Origin of the sequence: Streptomyces sp. NPDC091387 (assembly GCF_044756945.1) — a bacterium.
GTDB lineage: Bacteria > Actinomycetota > Actinomycetes > Streptomycetales > Streptomycetaceae > Streptomyces.
Genome location: NZ_JBIVTZ010000028.1, coordinates 35,001 through 58,167, shown reverse-complemented (window position 1 = coordinate 58,167; position 23,167 = coordinate 35,001). Strand labels below are relative to the sequence as shown.

The 23,167-nt window shown below is 71.7% G+C and carries 21 protein-coding genes; 10 read left to right on the top strand and 11 right to left on the bottom strand.

Features of this window, described 5'->3' with window-relative positions; translation table 11 throughout:
* Nucleotides 1-27: 27 nt before the first annotated feature.
* Nucleotides 28-1,128 carry a P1 family peptidase gene (locus tag ACIQM0_RS36520; protein ID WP_401295060.1) on the bottom strand — a complete coding sequence of 367 codons (1,101 nt, stop codon included), beginning with the start codon at nt 1,126-1,128 and terminating at the stop codon, nt 28-30.
* Nucleotides 1,129-1,219: 91 nt separating this feature from the next.
* Entirely contained in the window at nt 1,220-2,524 is a 1,305-nt protein-coding gene (locus tag ACIQM0_RS36515; RefSeq protein WP_401295032.1) for a multidrug effflux MFS transporter, read from the bottom strand.
* A 46-nt stretch (nt 2,525-2,570) separates the two neighbouring features.
* On the opposite strand from ACIQM0_RS36515, the gene ACIQM0_RS36510 reads away from it, so the two are divergent.
* On the top strand, nt 2,571-3,128 hold the full coding sequence (locus ACIQM0_RS36510) for a MarR family winged helix-turn-helix transcriptional regulator (protein ID WP_401295030.1): 558 nt from the start codon (nt 2,571-2,573) through the stop codon (nt 3,126-3,128).
* Nucleotides 3,129-3,524: 396 nt separating this feature from the next.
* Here the strand turns inward: ACIQM0_RS36510 and ACIQM0_RS36505 are convergent, their stop codons facing one another.
* Nucleotides 3,525-4,085, bottom strand: coding sequence for a hypothetical protein (locus tag ACIQM0_RS36505; RefSeq protein WP_401295028.1), 561 nt, complete (start codon nt 4,083-4,085; stop codon nt 3,525-3,527).
* A 1,013-nt stretch (nt 4,086-5,098) separates the two neighbouring features.
* Between ACIQM0_RS36505 and ACIQM0_RS36500 the strand changes: the two genes are divergently transcribed.
* The gene (locus ACIQM0_RS36500) at nt 5,099-5,557 is read left to right on the top strand and encodes a hypothetical protein (RefSeq protein WP_401295026.1); all 459 of its coding nucleotides are present in this window, start codon (nt 5,099-5,101) and stop codon (nt 5,555-5,557) included.
* Nucleotides 5,558-5,644: 87 nt separating this feature from the next.
* Here the strand turns inward: ACIQM0_RS36500 and mnhG are convergent, their stop codons facing one another.
* Genes mnhG through ACIQM0_RS36470 form a run of 6 tightly spaced genes read right to left on the bottom strand, consistent with a single transcriptional unit; the run spans nt 5,645 to nt 12,239 of the window.
* Complete coding sequence (gene mnhG, locus ACIQM0_RS36495; RefSeq protein WP_401295024.1) at nt 5,645-5,998, bottom strand: monovalent cation/H(+) antiporter subunit G; 354 nt, start codon at nt 5,996-5,998, stop codon at nt 5,645-5,647.
* Entirely contained in the window at nt 5,995-6,330 is a 336-nt protein-coding gene (locus ACIQM0_RS36490; RefSeq protein WP_363028547.1) for an MrpF/PhaF family protein, read from the bottom strand. The genes mnhG and ACIQM0_RS36490 overlap by 4 nt, the downstream gene beginning before the upstream one ends.
* Nucleotides 6,327-6,971: a Na+/H+ antiporter subunit E gene (locus ACIQM0_RS36485; protein ID WP_401295022.1), complete on the bottom strand. Its 645-nt coding sequence runs from the start codon at nt 6,969-6,971 to the stop codon at nt 6,327-6,329. Before ACIQM0_RS36485 ends, ACIQM0_RS36490 begins: the two co-directional genes overlap by 4 nt.
* Nucleotides 6,968-8,620, bottom strand: coding sequence for a Na+/H+ antiporter subunit D (locus tag ACIQM0_RS36480; RefSeq protein WP_401295020.1), 1,653 nt, complete (start codon nt 8,618-8,620; stop codon nt 6,968-6,970). Before ACIQM0_RS36480 ends, ACIQM0_RS36485 begins: the two co-directional genes overlap by 4 nt.
* Entirely contained in the window at nt 8,617-9,306 is a 690-nt protein-coding gene (locus tag ACIQM0_RS36475) for a Na(+)/H(+) antiporter subunit C (protein WP_401295018.1), read from the bottom strand. Before ACIQM0_RS36475 ends, ACIQM0_RS36480 begins: the two co-directional genes overlap by 4 nt.
* Nucleotides 9,303-12,239 (bottom strand): Na+/H+ antiporter subunit A, encoded by a 2,937-nt coding sequence (locus ACIQM0_RS36470; RefSeq protein WP_401295016.1) that lies wholly within the window; start codon nt 12,237-12,239, stop codon nt 9,303-9,305. Before ACIQM0_RS36470 ends, ACIQM0_RS36475 begins: the two co-directional genes overlap by 4 nt.
* Before the next feature lie 327 nt (nt 12,240-12,566).
* Here ACIQM0_RS36470 and ACIQM0_RS36465 point away from each other — a divergent pair, with 327 nt between their 5' ends.
* Genes ACIQM0_RS36465 through ACIQM0_RS36445 form a run of 5 tightly spaced genes read left to right on the top strand, consistent with a single transcriptional unit; the run spans nt 12,567 to nt 18,010 of the window.
* On the top strand, nt 12,567-15,407 hold the full coding sequence (locus tag ACIQM0_RS36465; protein WP_401295014.1) for a nitrate- and nitrite sensing domain-containing protein: 2,841 nt from the start codon (nt 12,567-12,569) through the stop codon (nt 15,405-15,407).
* On the top strand, nt 15,404-15,841 hold the full coding sequence (locus ACIQM0_RS36460) for a roadblock/LC7 domain-containing protein (protein WP_123463130.1): 438 nt from the start codon (nt 15,404-15,406) through the stop codon (nt 15,839-15,841). The genes ACIQM0_RS36465 and ACIQM0_RS36460 overlap by 4 nt, the downstream gene beginning before the upstream one ends.
* Entirely contained in the window at nt 15,838-16,245 is a 408-nt protein-coding gene (locus tag ACIQM0_RS36455) for a DUF742 domain-containing protein (RefSeq protein ID WP_401295012.1), read from the top strand. The genes ACIQM0_RS36460 and ACIQM0_RS36455 overlap by 4 nt, the downstream gene beginning before the upstream one ends.
* A 6-nt stretch (nt 16,246-16,251) precedes the next feature.
* Nucleotides 16,252-16,821 carry an ATP/GTP-binding protein gene (locus ACIQM0_RS36450; RefSeq protein ID WP_362962772.1) on the top strand — a complete coding sequence of 190 codons (570 nt, stop codon included), beginning with the start codon at nt 16,252-16,254 and terminating at the stop codon, nt 16,819-16,821.
* A 55-nt stretch (nt 16,822-16,876) separates the two neighbouring features.
* Nucleotides 16,877-18,010: an FAD-dependent monooxygenase gene (locus ACIQM0_RS36445; RefSeq protein ID WP_401295010.1), complete on the top strand. Its 1,134-nt coding sequence runs from the start codon at nt 16,877-16,879 to the stop codon at nt 18,008-18,010.
* 90 nt (nt 18,011-18,100) lie between these two features.
* Here ACIQM0_RS36445 and ACIQM0_RS36440 read toward each other — a convergent pair whose 3' ends face one another.
* Nucleotides 18,101-18,502, bottom strand: coding sequence for a RidA family protein (locus ACIQM0_RS36440; RefSeq protein ID WP_401295008.1), 402 nt, complete (start codon nt 18,500-18,502; stop codon nt 18,101-18,103).
* Complete coding sequence (locus ACIQM0_RS36435) at nt 18,499-19,626, bottom strand: acyl-CoA dehydrogenase family protein (protein ID WP_401295006.1); 1,128 nt, start codon at nt 19,624-19,626, stop codon at nt 18,499-18,501. Before ACIQM0_RS36435 ends, ACIQM0_RS36440 begins: the two co-directional genes overlap by 4 nt.
* A gap of 197 nt (nt 19,627-19,823) precedes the next feature.
* On the opposite strand from ACIQM0_RS36435, the gene ACIQM0_RS36430 reads away from it, so the two are divergent.
* Genes ACIQM0_RS36430 through ACIQM0_RS36420 form a run of 3 tightly spaced genes read left to right on the top strand, consistent with a single transcriptional unit; the run spans nt 19,824 to nt 23,152 of the window.
* A complete protein-coding gene (locus tag ACIQM0_RS36430; protein WP_401295004.1) occupies nt 19,824-21,461 on the top strand; it encodes an AMP-binding protein in 1,638 nt (545 codons plus the stop codon).
* A 4-nt stretch (nt 21,462-21,465) separates the two neighbouring features.
* A complete protein-coding gene (locus ACIQM0_RS36425) occupies nt 21,466-22,281 on the top strand; it encodes a PaaX family transcriptional regulator C-terminal domain-containing protein (protein WP_401295002.1) in 816 nt (271 codons plus the stop codon).
* A gap of 43 nt (nt 22,282-22,324) precedes the next feature.
* Complete coding sequence (locus ACIQM0_RS36420) at nt 22,325-23,152, top strand: GNAT family N-acetyltransferase (protein WP_401295000.1); 828 nt, start codon at nt 22,325-22,327, stop codon at nt 23,150-23,152.
* Nucleotides 23,153-23,167 lie beyond the last annotated feature (15 nt).

The following is a 23,167-nucleotide window of genomic DNA, read 5'->3' as shown; positions in this document are numbered from 1 at the left end:
TCGCCGGTCCGGGGCCTCCGGGTCCGGTCAGGCCGACCCCGCCCCGCGTGCGGCCAGCAGTTCGGACACCCTGTCCAGCGGCAGCGCCCGGACGTGGTGGCCGTCGCGGCCGGTCATCGAGTGGGCGCCGGTGAGCACGTTGAGCACCGCCTCCTCCACCGACTCGACGACCGCGCCGTAGAAGGGGTCCATCCGGCCCCACGGCACGAAGCGCATCGACTCGTACGGGGCGCTGCCGTCGTCGGAGGGGAACGTGCTGGTCAGCGCGGACTCGTTGGCGGTGGAGAAGGCCAGGAAGATGTCCCCGGAGAAGTGGCTTCCGGTGGTACCGGTGCGGGCGAGGCCGAGGGTGACGCGGCGGGCCAGCGCCTTGCACTGTCCCGGGAGCAGCGGGGCGTCCGTCGCCACCACCACGATCACCGAACCCGCACCGGGCGGCACCTGGCGCTCGCCCTCCGGTGCCGGGCCGGGGCTGTCGGGCAGTTCGGGGCCCACCGGCACACCGGCCACCACCAGTTCGCGCCGAGCGCCGAAGTTGGCCTGGACGAACGCGCCCACGGTGTAGCGGTCCTCGCCGTACTCCACCACGCGTGACGCGGTCCCCGAGCCGCCCTTGAAGCCGTAGCAGCGCATCCCCGTCCCGCCGCCGACGCAGCCCTCCTCGACCGGGCCCGTGGCCGCCGCCTCGATGGCCGCCGCGGCGTGGCCGGACTCCACGGCCGCGCCGTGGATGTCGTTGAGGTGGCCGTCCCAGGTCTCCGTGACCACCGGCAGCAGCCACTCCGGCGCCATGCCCCGGCAGTTGGCGCGCACCCACTCGATCACGCCGCGGTGCACCGGGCCGACCGCGTACGTGTTGGTGATGAGCACCGGCACGGCGAGCGAGCCGCTCTCCTCGATCCAGGCGGTGCCGGTCATCTCACCGTTGCCGTTGAACGAGTGCCAGCCGGCCGCGCAGGGCAGGCCCACACCGTCCCGGCCGCGCGGCAGGAGCGCGGTCACTCCGGTGCGTACGTCGTCGCCCTCGCAGAGGGTCACATAGCCGACCTCGACACCGGGCACGTCCGTGATCGCGTTCCAGGGCCCCGGCTCACCGGTCAGGGGTATGCCCAGCTCGCGCGCCCTCATGCGGTTCTCGTCCACAGGTTCTTCCCTCACGCCGTCGTCAGCCATGGGCGCAGAGGTTACGGGACCGGCCCGGCGCCCCGGCGGGAGCGGTTCAGGCCGTCTCGGTGGATTCCGCGGATTCGGCCGGTTCGGCGGTGATCTCGCCGTGGCTCAGCCACGGCCGGGCGAGCAGGATCAGGGCGAGGCCCGCCAGGGCGAGGGCGGTGAGCACGATGACGGCCATGGGTGTCGCGGTGTCCTCGCCGAAGACGCCGACGAGCGGTGAGGCGAGCGCGCCGAACAGGAACTGGAGGCCGCCCAGCAGCGCAGAGGCCGCACCCGGGGCAACGCGCCCCAGGGTCTGGCCGATGCTCATGGTGGCGGGGAAGACCAGCCCGATGCCGGCCATGGTGAAGAAGAGGCAGATCCAGGTGGCCGCGAGGGTCGTCCCGGCCAGGGCCGGGACCACGAGCAGCGCCACGGCGCCGGCACCGGAGACCATGAGCCCGGCGGTCAGGAGCGTGTTCATCCGGACCCGGCGGGAGAGCCGCGCGAACGTGGCACCGGCGATGAGCATCCCCACCGCGTTCGACGCGAAGATCAGCGAGTACACGGTGGCCGAGACGCCGTGCACGTTCTCGAAGACGAAACTGGATCCGCTGATGTAGGCGAACAGCGCCGCAGAGGTGAAGCCGAGCACGAGCACGTACCCCATGAAGGCCCGGTGGGTGAGGAGTGTGCCCATCGTGCGCAGGGTGCCGGCCAGTCCGCCGCTGTGCCTGCGCTCGGGCGGCAGCGTCTCGGGGACCTTGCGCAGTACGGCGGCCAGGAGCAGTGCGCCGATCACGGCGAGGACCAGGAAGACGGTCCGCCAGGTCGAGAACGACAGGACGGCGCCGCCGATGACGGGTGCGGCGATCGGTGCGATGCCGATGACCTGGGAGAGCAGCGCGAAGTAGCGCGGCACGTCCGCGCCCCGGAAGCAGTCGGTGATGACCGCTCGGGCCAGCACCATGCCCGCCGCGCCCGCGACGCCCTGGAGGAACCGGGCCGCGGTGAGGAGTTCCACGTTCGGAGCGACGGCGCAGAGCAGCGAGAAGAGGATGAAGCCCGCGACTCCGGACAGCAGGAGCCGGCGGCGGCCCCAGCCGTCGCTCATCGGGCCGATCAGGAGCTGCCCCACCACCAGTCCGGCCAGGAACGCGGTCAGGGTGAGCTGAACGGCCGAGCTGCTCGCGTGCAGCGCGGCCCCCATCGAGGGGAAGCCGGGCACGTACATGTCGGTGGCCAGCGGAGCCACGGCGGTGAGCGCGCCCAGCACGGCGACCAGCGCGGAGACCTGCCGGGGCGAGGCGAGCGGGGTGGGCGGCGCAGCCTGGGACGCCGCCTCGTCGGAGGCGGGGGAAGGGGTTAGCATGGAGTGAAAGATAACCGATGGTTCACTGGTTAACAAAGGAGTGCTGGTGCAGTCCCATCCCGATGGTGTCCGCGATCAGTGGGTCAGCCGCAATCCCGGACTGGACGCCTCCGCCATGGAGGTCGTGGCGCTCGTCAAGCAGGTGTCCTCGCTGTTCGACCGCGCCCTCGAACCGCTCTACGAGGGCGCCCCGCTCACCGCGCCGGAGGCGGACCTGCTCATCCCGCTCCGCTGGGCGAACGAGCCGTCCATCGCCCGCCGGCTGGCCGACAACATGGGAATGTCGCGGGCCGGGGTCAGCAAGACGCTGGCCAAGCTGGAGAAGCGCGGCCATATCGCCCGCACTCCCAACCCGGCCGACCGGCGGGCCGCGCTGGTGACCATCACGGAGTCCGGGAAGCAGGCCATCGACGAGCTGTTCCCACGTCAGCTCTCCATCGAGGCGCAGATACTGTCCGGCCTCGGCACGGACCGGGCGGCGGTGCTCGACGCGCTCGCCCGCCTCGCCGAGGTGATGGAGGACGGGCTGGCCAACCGGGTACGCGGCCATGGCCGCGACATCGGCCTCGGCCTGTCCAACATCCTTGGCGCCCAGGCTTCTTGACCGGGCGCGCCACGTCGGAATACCCAAGGGCGTCCGCCAGCAGGCCATCGGATGCGGGGGTTTCGTGGGCGGGTGTCCCAGCGGTAGAGCGTCCAAGCGCGTCGGATATGGCAGTGGACGGTGACGATGGCGCCGGCCAGGGCGACGAAGAACTCGATGGGCTTAGGTTCAACCGGTCAGGCAAACAGTGCAGGTTGAGGGCGGTACAAGTGGCAAGACTGGGTCGGCCGGGGATGTCGGATGAGATGAAGCCGCTCTGTGGCGGCGGTGGAGGTCCTGCGAGTCGGTCAGCGTGCGGGAGGAGTGGTCACCGGAGCAGATAGTCGGGCATCTGCGGCTGCATCATGGCGACGACCCGGAGATGCGGATCAGCCACGAGACGATCTGCCGGTCGGTCTACATCACCCGCACCGCTGTCGGCGGCCCGGCCTCATCGGTGCCAATGTTGAGAGACCAGGTGCCGTCGCACTGCACAGCCAGCCACGCCGGTTTCGGCGGCAGAGCCAGAAGAGCACCGCCGAAGATTGGTCGACGGGCGATGTACAGCCTCTGCTTCGGGTGGAACTGGCGGTCCAGTCGGGCCACGACGGTCTCTCCACTCCGTCCGCCATGAGTGACGCGGGCGGTGGCCCTGCCTCCGGTGTAGCGGATGACGTCCCAGCCGTCACCGCTGATCGAGGTACTGAACTCCCGGCAGGCACTGATGGGTTCCAGCCAGGTCTCCCAATACGGGATGCGGTCCACATCGAAGTCGGTGGTGTCGTAAGGCGCCCGGGAGCGCATTCCTCCACGGGCAGACTTGCCGCCTGAAACCCGGTACGCCGTACCACCGTCAGACCCGCCTCTCCACGGGAACGGCAGTCGTGCAGAGAAGTCACCACGCGCTTTGAGCACCAGGTCGCGAGGTTCGAGAAAGCCGGTACTCCCTCGGCGCATCTCCCGAAGAGCGGTCGACATGGGCTTCCCGTAGGAAACGGCACGCAGAACGAGCACAGCGGGAGACCCGGAGGTCCAGTGATGCCTGAACTCCTGTGGCCCTGGACTGTCGAGGCGTACGACACGGCGCCGCGGGTGCCGCTCATCACGCTCACTCCGCTTCCCGCGCTGATTCCGTGAGGGCCGATGGACCCCCCGCAGCGACCGACCCCCCTGAAGCCGGACGGCGTCGGCCGCGCACACGGGCACCAGCCGGGCCGCACCTTCGGACGGCGCCCAAGGGACTCTGGCTGTGGAGCGGCCGTGCTTCGGGTCGAAAAAGCAGAGCGGGGACTTCGGTGCCTCGCGGACTCCGAAGCTGTCGACCCGCCTGAGGGCTTCCCGCCCCGTGTCCAGTACCCGCCGTACGGACGAACGGGCCTCTGCCTCTGTCCGCGCAGCACCGAGGACACGTTTCGCCTCTTCGTACGCGTCGAGCGCCACGGTGTAATCGCTCAGCAGAGCCTCATCATGCGTTGGACCCGGCAGAAGATGAGAGTGCCCGGCCAGCTCCTCCCCGAAGTCGGTTATTTCGGCGTCCAGTTCGGCTCTCGTGGCCGACGAGATGCGAGACCGTGACATAGCCGAAGGGTACGTCGACCGACGGGCTGCCCTCTGTCGGCTTTCAGTGCAGGTCGGGTCCGTGACCAGACCACCCGCGTCACACAGCGTGCGTGCAACGCGTTAGTGGAGCTGGAACCGTTGTCGTGAACGCAACCAGGCACGCCGAGCCGCCCTTGCGGTACTCATTGGGCAACTTGTGATGCCGCGATGACCAATAGAGGTGTCGGGGTCCTGGTGGCAGTCGGCGATCCGGGCGACGCCGACCACGGCGCCGGTGGCCAGTTCGCGGCCGCGGATCGTGCGGGCGACCAGCGGGAGGCGCAGGGCGGGGCGGTCGATCTGCTGGCTCGCGTGCAGGAGCACCCATACAATCGCAGTGAAGGCGAGGCGCCAGGCCGACATCCCGGCACCGGTGTGAGGGAGGGGGCAGGATGTTCGGTTGGAAGAAGAAGCTCAACGATCTGAAGCTCACCGATCTGATGGCGCAGCTCAGGCCCGACCTGAGTCGGGAATCGCTCGGCGTCGGGCCCGACTTCCCGGGCGTCACCCCGAACCCGCTCCTGAGCAGTGATGCACGGAAGCGCAACGCGGAACTGCGTACGGGGGCGCTTGCGCTCGGCGTTCTCGTCAACTGGCGGGAGGTCAGCAGCGACGGCAGTCCACGCGTGGTCCTGATGTTCGATGTGGAGACCGTCGGCGGTATCTCGTTCCGCGGTATCGCAGACGAAGACCTCACCATCACCGAGCTCACCCGACTCGCCCCAGGACAGACGTTGCCCGTGCGCTACCGGCCGGCCGTCATGGACCACTACGTCGCCCTCGCCCGGGACGCGGACCCCGCCCACGTGCAGCGGCTCTCTGACGAGATCGCGAGCCTCAAGCGGACCTGACACGGAGCCATTGGCCTCACAGCCCCGAGCAAGGCCGCTGATCATGCTGCCACACCGTGAAACTCCAAGATCGCCGACAGAGTCAAGTCAGCTCTCCTCCGTCAGTTGCTCGTCCAGTTCGTCGAAGAGAAGCCCGCTGTGGTCGACCTGCCCCGTCCGGTACGCCGAGCGCGCGACCAGGTGCGCGGCGACCGGGCCGGTCATCAGCTGGAAGAAACCGATCAGCCCCAGGGTTGCCAGGTCCATGCCGCTGCGCAGCCGCAGCGCGACCCCCGCCAGCACGATCAGCATGCCGAGCGACTGCGGCTTGGTAGCCGCGTGGCTGCGGGACAGGACGTCCGGCAGCTTCAGCATGCCGATCACGCCCAGCAGGCAGATGGCCGCGCCGAGGAGGACCAGGACCGCGCCTGCCGTGTCGGTGATCTGGAGCCAGACGCTCATGGTGTCGGCCCGCCCGTCCGCTTGGGACCGTCGGCGCGCGGGCGGCCCGGCGGCCGGTCGCGTACGGCGATGAAGCGCGCGATGCCCACCGAACCGGTGAAGCCGAGGAAGGCCAGCACCAGCATGATCGGGAAGTAGAACGGGTCGCGTGCGAACGCCGACTTGGCGCCGAGTCCGGCGATGATCAGGGCCGCGCAGACATCCAGCGAGATCGCGCGGTCCAGCATGGAGGGGCCCAGCCAGATACGGGTCAGCAGGCCCGCCCCGGCGATGACGATCACGACGACCGCCGCGATGAGCAGCACCCGGTCGACGGTCTCCGGAACACTCATGCGTCCTCCCCCTGGTCTCCCGGCTGCTCGCCGGTGTGTGGTGCGGTCGGTGGCGGAACGGCGACGCGGGCGATCTCGTCGCGGGTGCCGAAGGCCCGGACCGTCAGCTCCTCCAGGCGCCACACGGAACGCCGGGCCGCGTCCAGTTCGGCGGGCCGGCCCGCGTCGAGGACGTGCAGGAAGACGGTGGCTGTGGCGCGGCGCACCTCGACGACGGAGCCGCCGGGCACGTTGGACACCGCGACGGCGGTCGCCGTGAGCATCAGGTCAGAGCGGCAGCGCAGGGGTACGGCGATGACGGCGGCCCGGTGCGGACGGCTGCCGAAGATCTGCCGGGTGACCCGCACACCGGAGGTGTACATGTCGTAGAGCAGAAAGCCGGCCAGCCGCAGGATGCCCCAGGGGTGCAGGCGGAGCCCGAGGTCGACCTTCGGCAGCGGGAACGCCAGGCAGACCGCGACCGCGACCACCGCGCCGGTCAGCACGTTGGCCCAGTGCAGGCCCGACCAGAGCAGCACCCAGATGACGGTGAGCCAGGCGATCAGCGGCAGGTCGAGCACACGCCGCCGGCGGCCGCCGAACTCGCAGCTGTACGGCGGCAGGTCCTTGTTCCGGTAGGAGAACCTGATCAGTCGTCTCACCGTCCGAGCACCGCCTCGATATAGGGGGAGCGTGCGATGAGTTCGGCGGCCGACCGGTCGGTGTACGAGGTCAGCGGCCCGGCGAACACGGTGAAGGCGAGTCCGAGGGCGACCGTCGCGGCGGTGGCCCAGGTCATCGGCCGCGGCAGCTTCGTCGTCGTGGTGACGGCGTGGCCGTGCAGGGTGGCCGCCACCGCGCGCCCGGCCGGCTGGTGGCGGATCCGTACCCCTTCGTCGCCGGTGCCGGGCACCCGGTCCGGGCCCTCGTCGGCGTCGCTGTCGTCCTCCTCGTCGGACTCCAGGACCGTGCCGTCCAGCGCCTGTCCGGGGGGTGCGGCCCGCCAGAACGCCAGGTTCCACACCTTGGCCATCACGTACAGCGTGAGAAGGCTGGTCGCCGTCGATCCGATGACGAGGATCCAGGCCCAGACACTGCCGTCGGCGACACCGGCGCGCATCAGCCCGAGCTTGCCGATGAATCCGGACAGCGGCGGGATCCCGGCCAGGTTCATCGCGGGTACGAAGAAGAGGACGGCCAGGAGCGGCGCTGCCTTGGCGATTCCGCCGAGCCGGGTGAGTTCGGTGGTGCCGCCCCGCCGTTCGATCAGTCCGGCCACCAGGAAGAGCGTGGTCTGCACGGTGATGTGGTGGACGACGTAGACGATCGCGCCGCCGTACGCCTCCCGGGTGGCGAGTCCGATGCCGAAGACCATGTAGCCGATGTGGCTGATGAGGGTGAAGGAGAGCAGCCGCTTCAGGTCGGTCTGGGCGACGGCCCCGAGGATGCCGACGACCATCGAGGCGAGGGCGGCGGCCATCAGCAGATCGCCGAGCCGGTTGCCGGGGAAGAGCAGGGTCTCGGTGCGCAGCATGCAGTAGACGCCGACCTTGGTGAGCAGTCCGGCGAAGACCGCGGTGACCGGGGCCGGCGCGGTCGGATAGGAGTCGGGGAGCCAGGCGGCGAGCGGGAAGACGGCGGCCTTGATGGCGAAGACGGTCAGCAGCATCGCCTGGATCAGGGTCTGGACGCCCAGCGGGAGTGCGGCGAGGCGCCCGGCCAGCTGGGCGAAGTTGGCGGTGCCGGTGGCCGCGTACGTCATGGCGATGGCGGTGAGGAAGAGCATCGAGGAGAAGAGGGAGATGATCACGTAGGTGGAGCCGGCGCGGACCCGGGGGCCGGTTCCGCCGAGCGTGAGCAGGACGAAGCTGGCGACGAGCATGATCTCGAAGCCGACGTAGAGGTTGACCAGGTCACCGGCGAGAAAGGTGCAGGAGACCCCGGCGACCAGGATCAGGTAGGCGGGGTGGAAGACCGCCACGGGTGTCTCCTCGTCCCGGTCGGCCATGCCCTGGCCGAGGGAGTAGACGAGGACGCAGAGGGTGACGGCCGAGGACACCGTCAGCATCAGCCCGGAGAGCCGGTCGGCGACCAGGGTGATGCCGAGCGGCGGGGCGAAGTCGCCGAGGTGGACGATGAGCGGTCCTTCGATGTCCGCGTCGATCATCAGGGTGACGGAGAGGCCCAGTACGGCGGTGAGCACGGCGACGCTGATGAAGCGCTGGAACTGTTTGAGCCGGGTACCGAAGGCGAGGCTCAGGCCGGTGGCGCAGAGCGGCAGCAGCACCGGCAGCGGGACGAGTGCGTTCACCCGGTGGCTCCTCGGTTCGGGTCGTCGGGAGGGGGGTCGGGGGTGGTGTCGGGAGCGGTGTCGGGTCCGCCTTGTGCGGCGGGGCCCGGTTCCTCGGGAGGGACGGGGTTCCCGTCCTCCGCCTGTGCCGCGTAGTGCTCCGGGTCCGCGCCCAGGACGTCGTGCCACAGGTCCCCTGACGCGTCCCGGCCGCGGGCCTGCAGGGCGCGGTCGGCACGCAGCCTGGCCCTCAGCCGGCGGCGTTCCGCGCGGTACCGGCGGCGTTCCTCGTCCGTGCGCTCCGACGCGGACCGGTACCGCTCGCGCAGTTCGTCGCGCTCCCCCAGCACCTCGGCGCGCAGCACGATGCGCCGGTCCTCCAGGTCGTCGTGGACCTCGTCCGTGCCGGTCAGCTGGTGGCTGCGGTAGGCCATGGCCAGCAGGAACGCGGTGGTGGCGAGGGTGATGACGATGGCGGTGAGGGCGATGGCCTGGGGCAGCGGATCGGTGACCTTGCTCAGCGCGACGCCGTAGAGCAGGGGTTCGCGGCCGGCCGTTCCGGTGGCGGACAGGACGAGCAGGTTGATGCCGTTGCCCGCGATCACCGCGCCCAGCAGGATCCGGGTGAGGGGCCGGGTGAGCATGAGGGCGCCGCCGACCGCGCACAGCACCGCGGCGGTGGCGAGGAGGGAGGCGCTGACGGTCATCCCGCGCCTCCCGTCCCGGGTGCCGGTCCCGAAGCGGGCCCCGTTGCCGGTCCGGGCCCTGCCGCGGCCGCCTGTTCGGCGGCGGCCCGCTCGATCTGGCGGTCGATCTTGGCGCCGAGGGCCCGCACGATGTCCAGCACGACGCCCAGCACCAGGAGATAGACCCCGAAGTCGAAGATCACCGGCGTACCGAAGTGGTATGCGCCGATCAGCGGCAGGTGTCCGTGGTGGGTCCAGGCGTGCAGGACCGTTCCGTCGGTGAGGCCCAGCAGGGCGACTCCGGTGGAGAGGAAGAGGCCGAGGCCGGTGAAGAGTCCCGGCTGCAGCGGGGCGGCCTCGGCGAGTTCGAAGCGGCCCCCGGCCAGGTAGCGGGTGATCAGGGCGACTCCGGCGACCAGTCCGGCGACGAAGCCGCCGCCCGGCATGTTCTCGGCGCAGAACAGCAGGTACACCGAGAGCACCAGGATCGGGTGGAACAGCAGCCGGGCCACCACCTCGAAGACCACCGAGCGGTGCTCGGGCGCCAGCGTGGCGCCGGCCGCCAGCCAACCGCGCTCCGGCGCACCCTCGTCGCCGTGCGGCAGCCCCGTCAGCCGGGTCGTGGTCACCGACCAGGCGGTGTGCCCCGGTCTCTCCGGGGGCGCGGCGGCTCCCTCGGCGCGGCGGTGCAGATAGATCAGGCTCGTCACACCGATCGCGGCGGCGGCGAGCACGGCGGACTCCCCCATCGTGTCCCAGGCCCGCAGGTCGACGAGGATGGTGGCCACCACGTCCTTGAGCCCGTGGTGCGCGGTCTCCTCGACCATGGCGGCGCCCGCCGGCTTCGCGGTGCGCGCGGCCGCCGCGACCCACACCGCCACGCTCAGGGTCGCGGCCGCGGCCAGCGCCACCGGGATGCGCACGGCACGGCGCCAGCTGCTGACGGACTCCTGGAAGTGCACCGGCATCCGTCGCAGCACCAGCACGAACACGATCATGGACACGGTCTCCACACAGAACTGCGTGAGCGCGAGGTCCGGACCGCCCTGGACGACGAAGAGCAACGCGGTCCCGTATCCGGTGAGTCCGGCCAGCACCACGGCCTTCATCCGCCGTCTGACGGTCAGGCAGAGCAGGGCGGCCGCGCAGGTCAGCAGGGCGACGGCGCCCTGCAGCGGTACGTCCCAGAGCCGGGGCGCGACGGCGCCTTCCCAGGGGCGGTCCACGCCGAGCACGGCCAGCTGCCCGCCGAGCATCACGAGCAGCGTGGTGGCGAGGTAGACGGAGAGCGAGCCGCGCTGGACGAATCCGGTGATCTGGAGGGAGAGCCGCTCCAGGCCGAGCAGCAGATGGCCGAAGACGTTGTCGGCGGTCGGCCAGGCGATCCGCCGGGAGAGCCGGGTGACCTCGCCGCGCCACGCGAAGAGCGCCGCGCCGCCCGCCAGGGCGACGGCCGAGAGCAGCAGCGCGGTGCCGAACCCGTGCCAGAGCGCGAGGTGGTACGGGTGCGCGGAGGCGGGGAAGGCGTCCGCGTACGCGCTCAGCAGCCGGTCGGTCCAGCCGACTCCGGGCCCGAGGACCAGCCCGCAGGCGGCGAGCAGCGCGGGCGGGGCGAGGAAGGCCCAGCCGACCCGGTGGACCGGGGTGTCGGTGACGCCCGGCTTGCGCAGGAAGGCTCCCCAGACGAACCGGACGGTGTACGCGACGGTCAGCATCGACCCGGCGACGGTGATGCCCAGCGCCCAGCGGTCCGCGGTGTCGCCGTGCAGCAGCGCCTCGAAGGCGGCCTCCTTCGCGGCGAAGCCCAGCAGTGGGGGCAGCGCGGCCATGGACGCGGCGGCGATCACGGCGACGGCGCAGACGTGCGGCAGCGCCCGTCCGACGCCGGAGAGCCTGCGCAGGTCCCGGGTGCCGGCCGCGTGGTCGACGATGCCGGTGACCAGGAACAGCGGGGCCTTGAAGAGGGCGTGACCGAGGATCATCACGGCGGCGGCCAGTGCCGCGTCACGGGTGCCGACACCGGCGAGCAGCGTGAGGAAGCCGAGCTGGCTGACGGTGCCGTAGGCGAGGACGAGCTTGAGGTCGTTGAGCCGCAGCGCCCGCCAGCCGCCGAGCAGCATGGTCGCGGCGCCGAGGACCATCACGACGGGCCGCCACACGGGTACGTCGGCGAATCCGGGTGCGAGGCGGGCGACCAGGTAGACACCGGCCTTGACCATGGCGGCGGCGTGCAGGTAGGCGCTGACGGGAGTGGGCGCGGCCATGGCGTTGGGGAGCCAGACGCTGAACGGCCAGATCGCCGACTTGGACAGCGCCCCGCACAGGATCAGCACCACGGCCACCGAGACGGCGACGCTCGTGCGGGGCGGGTCGGCGAGGATCGCGGAGATCCGGTAGGTGCCGGCCGACTGACCGATGATCAGGAAGCCGACCAGCATGGCGAGGCCGCCGAAGGTGGTGACGGTGAGTGCCTGGAGGGCGGAGCGGCGGCTGTGCCGGTGCTCGCTGTTGTAGCCGATCAGCAGGTAGGAGAAGACCGTGGTCAGCTCCCAGAACACATAGAGCGAGATCAGGTCGTCGGTGAGGACGAGGGCGAGCATCGCCCCGGTGAAGGCGAGGAGGTTCCCGGCGAATCCCCCCAGTTGCGGGGTGTCGTCGGTGAAGTACGAGGCGCAGTACAGCAGGACGAGTGTGCCGACACCGGCCGCGAGCAGCACCATCAGTTCGGCGAGCGCGTCGAGGCGCAGGCCGAGGGAGACGTCGTAGGCCGGGATCCAGTTCCACGACCAGGTGACCGAGGAGCCGGAGGCCGCGGTGTCCCACTGGGCGAGGGCCCAGCAGGTGGTGGCCGCCGGGGGCAGGGCGAGTACGACGAAGGCGCGCGTGCCCAGTCGTCGGACCAGCGGGTGGGCGCAGGCGGCCAGGACGAAGTGGCAGACGATGAGCGCGGTCATACGGCTCCGCGGGGAGCTGCGACGCAGGGTGCTGCAGAACGGGCAAAGGGCACTAAATACAGATATATCTCTGGACCGGCTTCACCCGTACGGCGCGCCGCGCCCACCCGGGCGCACTCAGATCGGCCGCGGCGGCTCCGCGCGTAGATGGTGAAGACGTGAGTGATCGGTGTTGCACATGTGAGCCCGCTTCCTTTTCATTTTTACAGTGTGGCTAATATCTATCTGTCGAAGTTCTAAACGGATTTGACCAGTCGTGAGGCTGGCATCATCGCCAAGGAGCATGCCCTGCGCACGCGCGCGTCTCGGCGGAGCGACTCGACCACCATGTCGCTGCGGACGGCCCTGCTCGTACTGGCCATCGTCCCCGGTGTCGCACTGGCCGCCCTCTGGGCCGTCACCAGTGGTCAGACTCTGCTCGACTTCCAGAGCCAGGCAGCCCAGGGGCAGTTGGCCCAGAAGGCCGGCCAGCCGTCCAATATCGTGTATTACAACCTGCAGGAGGAGCGTCGGCTGAGCGCCGAGACTCTGGCCCGCCACGGAGGTGTCACCGACGCGCTGCGCAAGCAGCGCAAGCTGACCGACGAAGCGATCACCAGCTTCCAGTCGCTCTCGGGAGTGACCGAGGACGACGCGCCCGGCGAGGTGCTGGACGCGGTCGGCCAGGCCCGCCAGGCGATCAGCCAACTGCCCGCGCAGCGGACCCTCGTGGACGAGGGCGGCAACGAGCAGCAGAAGGCCGTGTACGGCTACTACACGGACCTGATCGCGGTCGACCTGAAGCTGTTCACCGCGCTCAGCCATGTGGACAACGGCAAGATCACCACGCTGTCGCAGCCGCTGGTCGACCTGTTCTGGAGCAAGGAGATGATCTCGCGCTCCGACGCCCTGCTGGCCCGTGGCTGGCCGAAGGGCAAGCTGAGCACCGAGGACCTCCAGCAGGTCAGGCAGGCCGTCTCCAGCCAGTCGTTCCAGTACTCCGACAAGGTGGCCCCCTACCTTCCGCCGGACGAGAAGGCGATGTGGGACGAGATCGCGAGCAGTCCCGCCTGGAAGACCAAGACCCAGGTGGAGACGGAGGTGCTGCGGCCCGCCGACCCGGACAGTGCAGGATTCGTCAGCCTCGGTGCCCAGGAGAAGACCTGGCGCGGCGCGATGGACCAGCTCACTCCGCAGCTCGTGAAGCTGATGGAGCACCGCACCGCCCTGGTGGTCGAGAAGGGCAAGGACAGCGTCATCTCGCTGCTGATCAGGGTCGTCCTGACCACCGTGGTCGGCCTTCTCGCGGTCATCGCGGTCATCTGGATCACCTGGCGCCTCACCCGTAACCTGCGCCGCCGCATCGGCCGGCTCCAGGAGCGGGCCGAGGAGCTGGAGAAGACGCTGCCCGATGTCGTCGACCGGCTCGCCAAGGGCGAACGCATCGATGTCGAGGCCGAGGCCCGTGCCATCGCGCACGACAGCGGGAGCAGCAAGTCGGACGAGCTGACACAGCTCGGCAACGCCCTCAACCTGGCCCGCACCAGCGCCGTGCAGGCGGCCGTCAAACAGGCCGACCAGCACCGCGGCTTCGAACGGCTGCTGCAGCGCATCGCGCGCCGCACCCAGCAGTTGATCGGCCAGCAGCTGAAGAAGCTGGACGAGCTGGAGCGCAAGCACGAGGACCCCGAGATCCTGGACGGCCTCTTCGACCTCGACCACCTCACCGCCCGGCTCCGGCGCTACGAGGAGAACCTGGTGATCCTCGCCGGCGGCTCCCCGCACCGGCGCTGGCGCAAGCCCGTTCCGCTGCTGGACGTCATGCGTTCCGCCCAGGGCGAGGTGCAGGACTACCGGCGCGTGGTGCTGGATCTGGACGGCACCCCGTGGCTCACGGAGCGGGCCGTCGGACCGGTCTCCCACGTGCTCGCCGAGCTGATCGAGAACGCGCTCAGCTTCTCCAGGCCGCCGAGCCCCGTCGAGGTCAGGGCCGCCCGGGTGAGCCGGGGTCTGGCCATCGAGGTCGAGGACCGCGGACTCGGCATGGACGAGCAACAGCTGTCCGAGGCGAACGAGCTGATGAGCCGTCCGCCCCGGATGGACGTGCTGGCCCATTCCGACGACATCCGTCTCGGCCTGTACGTGATCGCACGCCTCGCCGACCAGCACGGCCTGCGGGTGGAGTTCCGCCCCTCGGCCTTCGGCGGCACCCGCGTCGTCGTGCTCGTCCCCGACGCGCTCACGGTCCCCGAGCCGCGCACCGGCCCGGTGGGCGTGCCCTCCCCCGAGGAGGCCGCCCAGGCCCCCGCGCCGCCCGCGCCCGCCGCGACCGGCGACGGAGAGGCACTGCCCAGCCGGGGCCGCGGCCAGGCCCTCGCCGGGGTCACCGCGCTGCACGCCTCCGGCGCACCGTTCGATGCCACCGCGGCTCCTTACACCGCGGCCCCGTACACCGTGGTGTCCGAGCCCTTCCCCGACCGGGAGGGGCCGCAGCCGCAGCCCGTGCCCGCCGACGACCCGTTCGGCGACACCGAGCACCCGTTCCCGCCGTACACCGGAACCGCGCCCGGGACATCCCCGTACGGTTCCGCCGGCCCGGCGTCCCCGTACGGCAGCTCCCACGAGGAGCCGTACGCCCCGGGCGAACAGCCGTACATGAAGGCCGACGGCCAGTACCCCGTACCGCACCAGCCGTATCCGATGCCGGAGGAGCCGTACATGACTCCGCAACAGCCGTACACGGGACCGTATCCGGCGGGCGTCGCCGGGGACCCGAACGGATTCCCGGTCCCCGGTGTCCGCCAGCCGGAACCGGCGGCCGGACACCCCGCGCAGCTGCCGGTGGCCGAGCCCGACCATCCGGCTCCGCCGTCGCCGGAGGCCCTCGCTCCCGGTGGCGGGTCAGGGCGGCCCGCACTGCCGGTCCCGGCCGCCGCGGAACCCCCGTTGCCGCGCCGGGTACGGCAGGCCAGCCTCGCGGACGAACTGCGGATCGCCCCGGCCGCCCGGCCTGCCGCGTCGCAGCCGCAGAGCCGGGACGAGAACCCTCTGCTCCGGCCGGCCCCCCGTCGGGCCGGAGCCGCGATCGGAGCCTTCCAGCGCAGGTCCCGCGCCGCCCGCGCGAGCGATGAGGCGCCGCCGGAGCCCGACCCGCCCGCCCACTACCCCACGAGAGAAGAACGGTCATGACACGCACAACCGCCACTCACCAGGACCTCGACTGGCTGCTCGACGGTCTCGTGGACTCGGTGGCCGAGACCCTCAACGCCGTGCTGCTCTCCGACGACGGCCTGGTGGTGAGCCATTCGCGCACCGTCGAGCGGGCCGACGCCGAGCGGCTGGCCGCCATCTGCACCGGCCAGCAGAGCCTGGCCCGCGGTGTCGGGCAGCTCTTCAACGGCGGCGGCGTGCACCAGGTGATCGTCGAGCTGTCCGACCTGTGGCTCTTCATCATCTCGGCCGCCCAGGGCACACACCTGGCCGTCGTCGCCTCCCAGGAGGTGGACGCCGAGATCATGTCGCTGGCCATGCACAACCTCGTCCAGCAGGTCGGCCAGAAGCTCAGCACCCCGGTGCGCGGTGACTTCGACGCCTTCGGCGGCGGGGACGGGCCGCACGCGTGACCCCGCCCTGGGAGGACGAGGAGACGGAGGAGGACGGCGCGGGCACCATGGTCCGCCCGTACACCATCACCCGTGGCCGGACCGCCCCCGAGCGGGACGACTTCACCCTCATCACCGTACTGACGACCGCACACGACCCGCGGGACGAACACGGCGCGGCGGCCAGGCCCGGCCGGCTCCAGCCGGAGCACCGGATGATCCTGGACCGCTGCCGTCGCCCCGCGGCGGTCGCCGAGGTCTCCGCCGACCTCAACCTCCCGGTCTCGGTGACCAAGATCCTGCTGGCGGACCTGGTGTCCCACGGCCTGCTGCTCGCCCGCGCCCCGCTCTCGGTGGCACGGGCGGCCGGCGGTGCGGACATGGGCGTGCTGGCCGCTGTTCGCGACGGACTCCGGAGACTCTGAGTAAAGATGACAAGCAGTTACGCGGCCCCCGCCGCCGTCAAGATCCTTATCGCCGGAGGCTTCGGTGTCGGCAAGACCACCCTGGTGGGCGCCGTCAGCGAGGTCGCGCCCCTGCGCACCGAGGAGTTCCTGACCAAGGCCAGCATCGGCGTCGACGACCTGGCCGGTGTCGGCCAGAAGGACACGACCACCGTGGCGCTGGACTTCGGCCGGATCACGGTCAGTCCCGAGCTGGTCGTCTACCTCTTCGGCACACCGGGCCAGGAGCGCTTCTGGTTCATGTGGAACGACCTGGTCAACGGCGCGCTCGGTGGCGTCGTGATCGCCGACACCCGTCGGCTGGAGACCAGTTTCGCCTCGATCGACTTCTTCGAGAGCCGCGACATCCCGTTCGTGGTGGCGATCAACTGCTTCCACGGCCACAACACCCGTACGGCGGACGAGGTCAGGGCGGCGCTCGACCTCGACCCCCATGTCCCCCTGCTGGTCGGCGACGTGCGCGACCGGCCGTTCGGCCGGGACGTGCTGCTGGCCCTGGTGGACCACCTGATGAGCCTGCCCGTCGCGGCCGGCTGACGAGCCCCCCTTCCCGCAAGTCCTTCCGCTGACTCCCGCTCTGGAGATATCCGATATGGCAACACCTCTGCGCGTCCTGATACACGGCGGCGGCATCGGCGGGCTGACGCTCGCCACCGCCCTGGCCCGGCGCGGCCACACCGTCGAGGTCGCCGAGCTCCGCGACGAGCTCGACGCACTCGGCGTCGGCATCATCCAGCCGTCCAACGCCCTCCACGTCATGCGGGAGATCGGGGTGCTCGACGACTGCCTCAAGGCGGGCTTCGAGTGGGAGGTGCTGACCATCGCGGACCCGGCCGGGAACACCCTGGCGGAGATTCCGCAGCCCCGGATGGGCGACGCGCCCTCCAACAACGGCATCCCCCGCCCCGCCCTGGCCCAGGTGCTCGGCGCCGCCGCCACGGCGGCCGGGGCCACCATCCGGTTCGGCACCACCATCGCCAAGCTCGCGGACAACGGCGAGGGCGTGGACGTCACCCTGTCCGACGGCTCGGCCGCCCGCTGGGACCTGGTCGTCGGCTTCGACGGCATCGGCTCGCCGCTGCGCAGCCGGCTGTACGGCAACCGTTTCGTCCCCGAGTACACCGGCTTCGCCAACTGGCGTGTCACCATGCCCCGTCAGGACCGGGTGCGGGGCGTCGTGATGAGTACCGCGGGCCAGGCCGCCAAGGCGCTGCTCACCCCGATCACGGACGAACTGATGTACCTGGGAGCGGTGTTCGCGGAGTCCGAGGACTTCCGGCCCGACCCGGAGAAGGCCCACGAGCAGCTCAAGGAGCGGCTCCCGATGTTCTCCGGGCCGGTCGCGGAGGCGCTCGCCGCGGTCACCGGACCCGAGAACGTGGTGTACTCGCGGATCTCCCAGGTGACCGTCGAGGAGCCGTGGCACATCGGCCGGGTCGTCCTGGCCGGTGACGCCGCCCACGCGAGCACCCCGCACATCGCTCAGGGTGCGGCGATGGCCGTCGAGGACGCGCTGGTGCTCGCGGAGTCGCTGGACGCCGAGCCGGACGTGGCCGCCGCGCTCGACCTCTGGGAGGGGCGCCGCCGCCCCCGTGCCATGTGGGTGCAGGCCATGTCGCGTGCCGTGCTCAAGCAGGAGACGGGCGGCGAGACGACGCCCGAGGAGGACGCGCTGCTGAAGGTCGGCATTCCGGGCGCGGCCCACGTGCTGGTGAAGCCGTACTGATCATGCGCTGACCGCCCCGTGCGCGCCAGTACGCCCCCTGCGGGCCCGGATCCCCGGGCCCGCAGGGGGCGTTCGCGCTGTCCGGCCCGCTCAGGCCAGCACCGCCACTCCGTCGATCTCGACGAGCGCCTGCTCGTCCCAGAGCCGCGCCGCCCCGATCACGGCCATCGCGGGGTAGTCGCGGCCCGCCAGCCGCCGCCAGATCCGCCCCAGTTCGGAGGCGTTCGCCCGGTAGTCGGCGACATCGGTGGCGTAGACCGTGACCCTGGCCAGGTCCGCCGGAGCGCCGCCCGCCGCGCGCAGGGCGGCGAGCAGATTGGTGAGGGCGGCGGCGAACTGCTCGGGCAGGGTGGACCCGACGATGTCGCCCCGCTGGTCGAGAGCGGTCTGCCCGGCCAGGAAGACCAGTTGGCTCCCGGTGGCGGTGACCGCGTGCGAGAAGCCCGTGGGCGGCGAGAGTTCGACGGGGTTGATGCGGTGGATCGGGCTCATGCGGACGGCTCCCGGTTGGCGTACAGCTCCTTGGCGATGATCGTGCGCTGCACCTCGCTGGCACCCTCGTAGATCCGCGGGGCGCGGACCTCCCGGTAGAGGTGTTCGAGCAGATGGCCGCGGCGCAGGGCGCGGGCGCCGTGCAGTTGGACGGCCGTGTCCACGACGTACTGCGCGGTCTCGGTCGCGAACAGCTTCGCCATGGCGGCGCGGCGCGGGACGCCGGGCTCCCCCGCGTCGTACGCGGCGGCGGCCGCGTACACCAGCAGCCGGGCGGCCTCGGTGCGGGTGGCCATCTCCGCGACCTGGTGGGCGACCGCCTGGAGGTCCTTGAGCGGGCCGCCGAACGCGGTGCGCTCCTCGGTGTGTCCGACGGTGGCGTCGAGGGCGGCGCGGGCCATGCCGACGGCGAACGCGCCGACGCTCGGCCGGAACAGGTTGAGGGTGTTCATGGCGACCCGGAAGCCCCGGTCCGGTTCCCCGAGGACGTCGTCGGAGGTGACCGGTACGCCGTCGAACGCGAGGGACCCGATCGCGTGCGGCGACAGCATGTCCAGGGAGTCGCCGGTCAGCCCGGGGCGGTCGGCGGGGACCAGGAACGCGGTGACGCCGCGGGCTCCGGCGCCCCGCGTCGTGCGGGCGAAGACGGTGTAGAAGTCGGCCTCTGGGGCGTTCGAGATCCAGCACTTCTCGCCGGTCAGCCGCCAGCCGTCCGGTACGGGCGCGGCGTCGAGGGCGAGGGCCGCCGCGTCCGACCCGGCTCCCGGCTCGCTGAGCGCGAAGGCGGCGACGGCGCGGCCCGCGCGGACCTCGGGCAGCCAGCGTTCCCGGTGGGCCGCGCTACCCGCCTGGACCACGGGGTACGTACCGAGCCCCTGGAGCGCCAGGGCGGTCTCGGCCTCCGTGCAGCCCCGGGCGAGGGATTCGCGCAGCAGGCAGAGGTCGAGGGCGCCGGAGTCCAGCAGCCGGTCCAGCAGCCCCAGCTCGCCGAGGGCGGCGAGGAGCGGCCGGTTGACGTGGCCGGGCTCGCCCTTCTCCGCGAGCGGGCGCAGCCGCTGCTCGGCGAGGGTGCGCAGTTCCTCGCACCAGGCGGTCTGGGCCGGTTCGAGCGAGAATGCCGTCATACCGGCGCCTCTCTTGTCGGAGTCCCGTCGGAAGCATGGCGCCTGCCGTTCGCTCACGGCTTCTCTGCGGGCCGTCCGCCGTGAGCTCTGCGCACGCCTTCTCCCGTGCCTTGCCTGAGTATCCCGTTTTATCGCGGACCGTTGACTACCGTCACTCAAACGATACGCTTCAGGGGCGACAAGGGGGGCGATCCGTCATGGACCCGAAGGCCTCAGCGCACATCGACCGCTTTGCCAGGGAGCATCTGCCACCCGCCGACCAGTGGCCGGAACTGGCCTTCGACCTGCCCGAGCTGCACTATCCGGACCGGCTGAACTGCGCCGTCGAGCTCCTGGACCGCACGGCGGACCGCTTCGGAGCCGGGCGCCCCGCCTTCCGCACCCCGGACGGCGCGGTGCTGAGCTACGGGGTACTGCGGGACCGGGTCGACCGGATCGCCCACGTCCTCACCTCTGACCTGGGGGTCGTTCCCGGCAACCGCGTGCTGCTGCGCGGCCCCACCACACCCCACCTCGCCGCCTGCTGGCTGGCGGTGCTGAAGGCCGGCGCGATCGCCGTCACCGTACTGGCCCAGCAGCGGGCCGCCGAACTCGCCACGATCTGCTCGATCGCCAGGATCAGCCACGCCCTGTGCGACGTCCGTTCGGTCGACGACCTGGCGCGGGCGCGGGTACCGGGGCTGCGGATCACCGCGTACGGCGGTGACGCCCCGGACGACCTGCTGCGGCTCGCCGCCGCCCGGCCGGGCCCCTACCCGGCCGTGGACACCGCGTCGGACGACGTCGCGCTGATCGCCTTCACCTCGGGGACCACCGGCCGCCCCAAGGGGTGCATGCACCTGCACCGCGATGTGCTCGCCATCGCGGACACCTTCTCCCGGCACGTCCTGCGGCCGGTGCCCGAGGACGTGTTCGCCGGCAGCCCGCCGCTCGGCTTCACCTTCGGGCTCGGCGGCCTGGTGATCTTCCCGCTGCGAGCCGGTGCCTCGGCGCTGCTGCTGGAACAGGCCGGTCCCAGGCTGCTGCTGCCGGCCCTCGCCGCCCACCGCGTCTCGGTGCTGTTCACGGCCCCCACCGCCTACCGGGTGATGCTCGACCAGCTCGACGGGCACGACCTCTCCGCGCTGCGCCGCTGTGTGTCGGCGGGCGAGAACCTGCCCGTCGCGACCTGGCGCTCCTGGTACGAGCGGACCGGTCTGCGCATCATCAACGGCATCGGCGCCACCGAGCTGCTGCACATCTTCGTCTCCGCGGCCGACGACGCGATCCGCCCCGGCACCACCGGCGTCCCGGTACCCGGCTGGCGGGCCCGGGTGGTGGACCGGGACGGCGCGCCGGTGCCGGACGGCGAGCCCGGACTGCTGGCCGTACGCGGACCGGTCGGCTGCCGCTACCTCGCCGACGAACGGCAGCGGGAGTACGTACGGCACGGCTGGAACCTCACGGGCGACACCTATGTGCGCGACGCGGACGGCTACTTCCACTACGTGGCCCGCGCCGACGACATGATCATCTCCTCCGGCTACAACATCGCGGGCCCCGAGGTCGAGGACGCGCTGCTGCGCCACCCGGAGGTGGCGGAGGCCGCGGTGGTGGGCCGCGAGGACGAGCTGCGCGGCCGGATCGTGGCGGCGTACGTGGTCCTGCGGGAGGGCTCCACGCTCTCGGCGGACGCGCTGCGCACCTTCATGAAGACGGAGCTGGCCCCGCACAAATGCCCGCGCCTCATCACGTTCCTGCCCGCACTCCCCCGTACCGCGACGGGCAAACTGCAACGGTTCCGGCTGCGTGCGGACGAACAGGGTGCCGGCCCTCCCGCCCCGGGCCGAGAATGATCACATGGCCGAACCGCACGCACCCCGCTCGCTGATCGTCACCCTCTACGGTGCCTACGGCCGTACCCCCGGCGACGCCCCGCTGCCGGTCGCCGGACTCATCCGGCTACTGGATGCCGTCGGCGTGGACGCACCCGCCGTACGGTCCTCCGTCTCCCGGCTGAAGCGGCGCGGGCTGCTCGTCGCGGCCCGTACGGCGGACGGGGCCGCCGGCTACGCGCTCTCGGCCGACGCCCGCCAACTGCTCGACGACGGCGACCGGCGGATCTACCGGCACCCGGCGCCCCGGCCCGGCGACGGCTGGGTGCTCGCGGTGTTCTCCGTACCGGAGGCCGAGCGTCACAAGCGGCACCTGCTGCGCTCGCGGCTGGCCCGGCTGGGCTTCGGCACGGCCGCCCCCGGTGTCTGGATCGCCCCGGCCGGGCTGTACGACGAGACCCGCCACACCCTGGAGCGCCTCGGACTCGCCCCGTACGTCGACCTGTTCCGCGGCGACCATCTGGGTTTCGCCGCCACCGCGGAGTCGGTGGGGCGCTGGTGGGACCTGGATTCGATCGCCCGGCTGCACCACGACTTCCTGGAGCGGCACGAACCGGTGCTGCGGGACTGGGAGTCGCGGGGGAACGAGGTGCCCGATCCCGAGCACGCCTACCGCGACTACCTGACCGCGCTGGACTCCTGGCGCCGGGTGCCGTACGCGGACCCGGGACTGCCGCGCGAGCTGCTGCCCGAGGAGTGGCCCGGGGGCAGGTCGGCGGAGGTCTTCGGGCTGCTGCACGAGCGGCTGCGGGACGCGGGGGCGGAGTTCGTGCGCGCGTAATACAGGTGCTGCCCGGGTGGCCCGCCCGGCAGAATGCGGGTGCATGACCTGGACCTTCACCGACGATGTCGACGTGTTCCTCGACGCGGCCGGCGCCTCGCTCGCCGCCCGGCCGGCCGAGAACACCCTCGCGCTGACCGTCACCGCGTCCTTGCGGCGCAACGGCCCGCACGCGTTCACCGATCACGCCCCGGTGCTGGGCTGGTGGCACGGGGCGGACGGCGCGGTGGCGGGGACCGTGGTACGGACACCGCCCCGTCCGGCGCTGCTGAACGGGCTCGTCCCGGAGGCGGTCGGTCCGCTGCTGGCCGCGCTCCCGCTCACCGGCGTCAACGCGGACCGGGCCACGGCCGGGGCGGTGGCGGCCCACTGGCCGGGGCACCGCGTCGACGAGGAGCAGCGGCTCTACCGGCTGGGCGAGTTGCTGCCGCCCTCGCCCGCTCCCGGTGGCCGGGCAAGGGCCGCGACCGGGGCGGACCGGGAACTGCTGCTGGGCTGGTTCCGCGCTTTCGCCGCCGAGATCGGCGAGCCGGCCGGGCACCCGGAACGGGCGGTGGACGAGCGGACGGCCGAGGGGCGGCTGACGCTCTGGGAGGACGGCGGCGTCCCCGTGTCGATGGCGGGCGTCTCGCCGCGGATCGCGGGCACGGTACGGGTCGCGCCGGTCTACACCCCGCCCGCCCACCGCGGCCGGGGCTACGCGGCGGCGGTGACCGCGCAGGTCAGCCGGGCGGCCCGGGAGGCCGGCGCGGACGAGGTGCTGCTCTTCGCCGACCTGGCCAACCCCACGAGCAACGGTGTCTATGTACGCGTCGGCTACCGGGCGGTCTCCGACCGGATGCTGATCAGCGTGGAGGGAAGCGGTGGATGAGACTCCCGGGCCGGT

Bases quoted from the DNA above. Each gene is read 5' to 3' on its own strand.
- ACIQM0_RS36520 (WP_401295060.1), bottom strand. From the start codon at position 1,128: ATGAGGGCGCGCGAGCTGGGCATACCCCTGACCGGTGAGCCGGGGCCC.
- ACIQM0_RS36515 (WP_401295032.1), bottom strand. From the start codon at position 2,524: ATGCTAACCCCTTCCCCCGCCTCCGACGAGGCGGCGTCCCAGGCTGCG.
- ACIQM0_RS36505 (WP_401295028.1), bottom strand. From the start codon at position 4,085: ATGTCGACCGCTCTTCGGGAGATGCGCCGAGGGAGTACCGGCTTTCTC.
- ACIQM0_RS36500 (WP_401295026.1), top strand. From the start codon at position 5,099: ATGTTCGGTTGGAAGAAGAAGCTCAACGATCTGAAGCTCACCGATCTG.
- mnhG (WP_401295024.1), bottom strand. From the start codon at position 5,998: ATGAGCGTCTGGCTCCAGATCACCGACACGGCAGGCGCGGTCCTGGTC.
- ACIQM0_RS36490 (WP_363028547.1), bottom strand. From the start codon at position 6,330: ATGAGTGTTCCGGAGACCGTCGACCGGGTGCTGCTCATCGCGGCGGTC.
- ACIQM0_RS36475 (WP_401295018.1), bottom strand. From the start codon at position 9,306: ATGACCGTCAGCGCCTCCCTCCTCGCCACCGCCGCGGTGCTGTGCGCG.
- ACIQM0_RS36470 (WP_401295016.1), bottom strand. From the start codon at position 12,239: ATGACCGCGCTCATCGTCTGCCACTTCGTCCTGGCCGCCTGCGCCCAC.
- ACIQM0_RS36465 (WP_401295014.1), top strand. From the start codon at position 12,567: ATGTCGCTGCGGACGGCCCTGCTCGTACTGGCCATCGTCCCCGGTGTC.
- ACIQM0_RS36460 (WP_123463130.1), top strand. From the start codon at position 15,404: ATGACACGCACAACCGCCACTCACCAGGACCTCGACTGGCTGCTCGAC.
- ACIQM0_RS36450 (WP_362962772.1), top strand. From the start codon at position 16,252: ATGACAAGCAGTTACGCGGCCCCCGCCGCCGTCAAGATCCTTATCGCC.
- ACIQM0_RS36445 (WP_401295010.1), top strand. From the start codon at position 16,877: ATGGCAACACCTCTGCGCGTCCTGATACACGGCGGCGGCATCGGCGGG.
- ACIQM0_RS36440 (WP_401295008.1), bottom strand. From the start codon at position 18,502: ATGAGCCCGATCCACCGCATCAACCCCGTCGAACTCTCGCCGCCCACG.
- ACIQM0_RS36435 (WP_401295006.1), bottom strand. From the start codon at position 19,626: ATGACGGCATTCTCGCTCGAACCGGCCCAGACCGCCTGGTGCGAGGAA.
- ACIQM0_RS36430 (WP_401295004.1), top strand. From the start codon at position 19,824: ATGGACCCGAAGGCCTCAGCGCACATCGACCGCTTTGCCAGGGAGCAT.
- ACIQM0_RS36425 (WP_401295002.1), top strand. From the start codon at position 21,466: ATGGCCGAACCGCACGCACCCCGCTCGCTGATCGTCACCCTCTACGGT.
- ACIQM0_RS36420 (WP_401295000.1), top strand. From the start codon at position 22,325: ATGACCTGGACCTTCACCGACGATGTCGACGTGTTCCTCGACGCGGCC.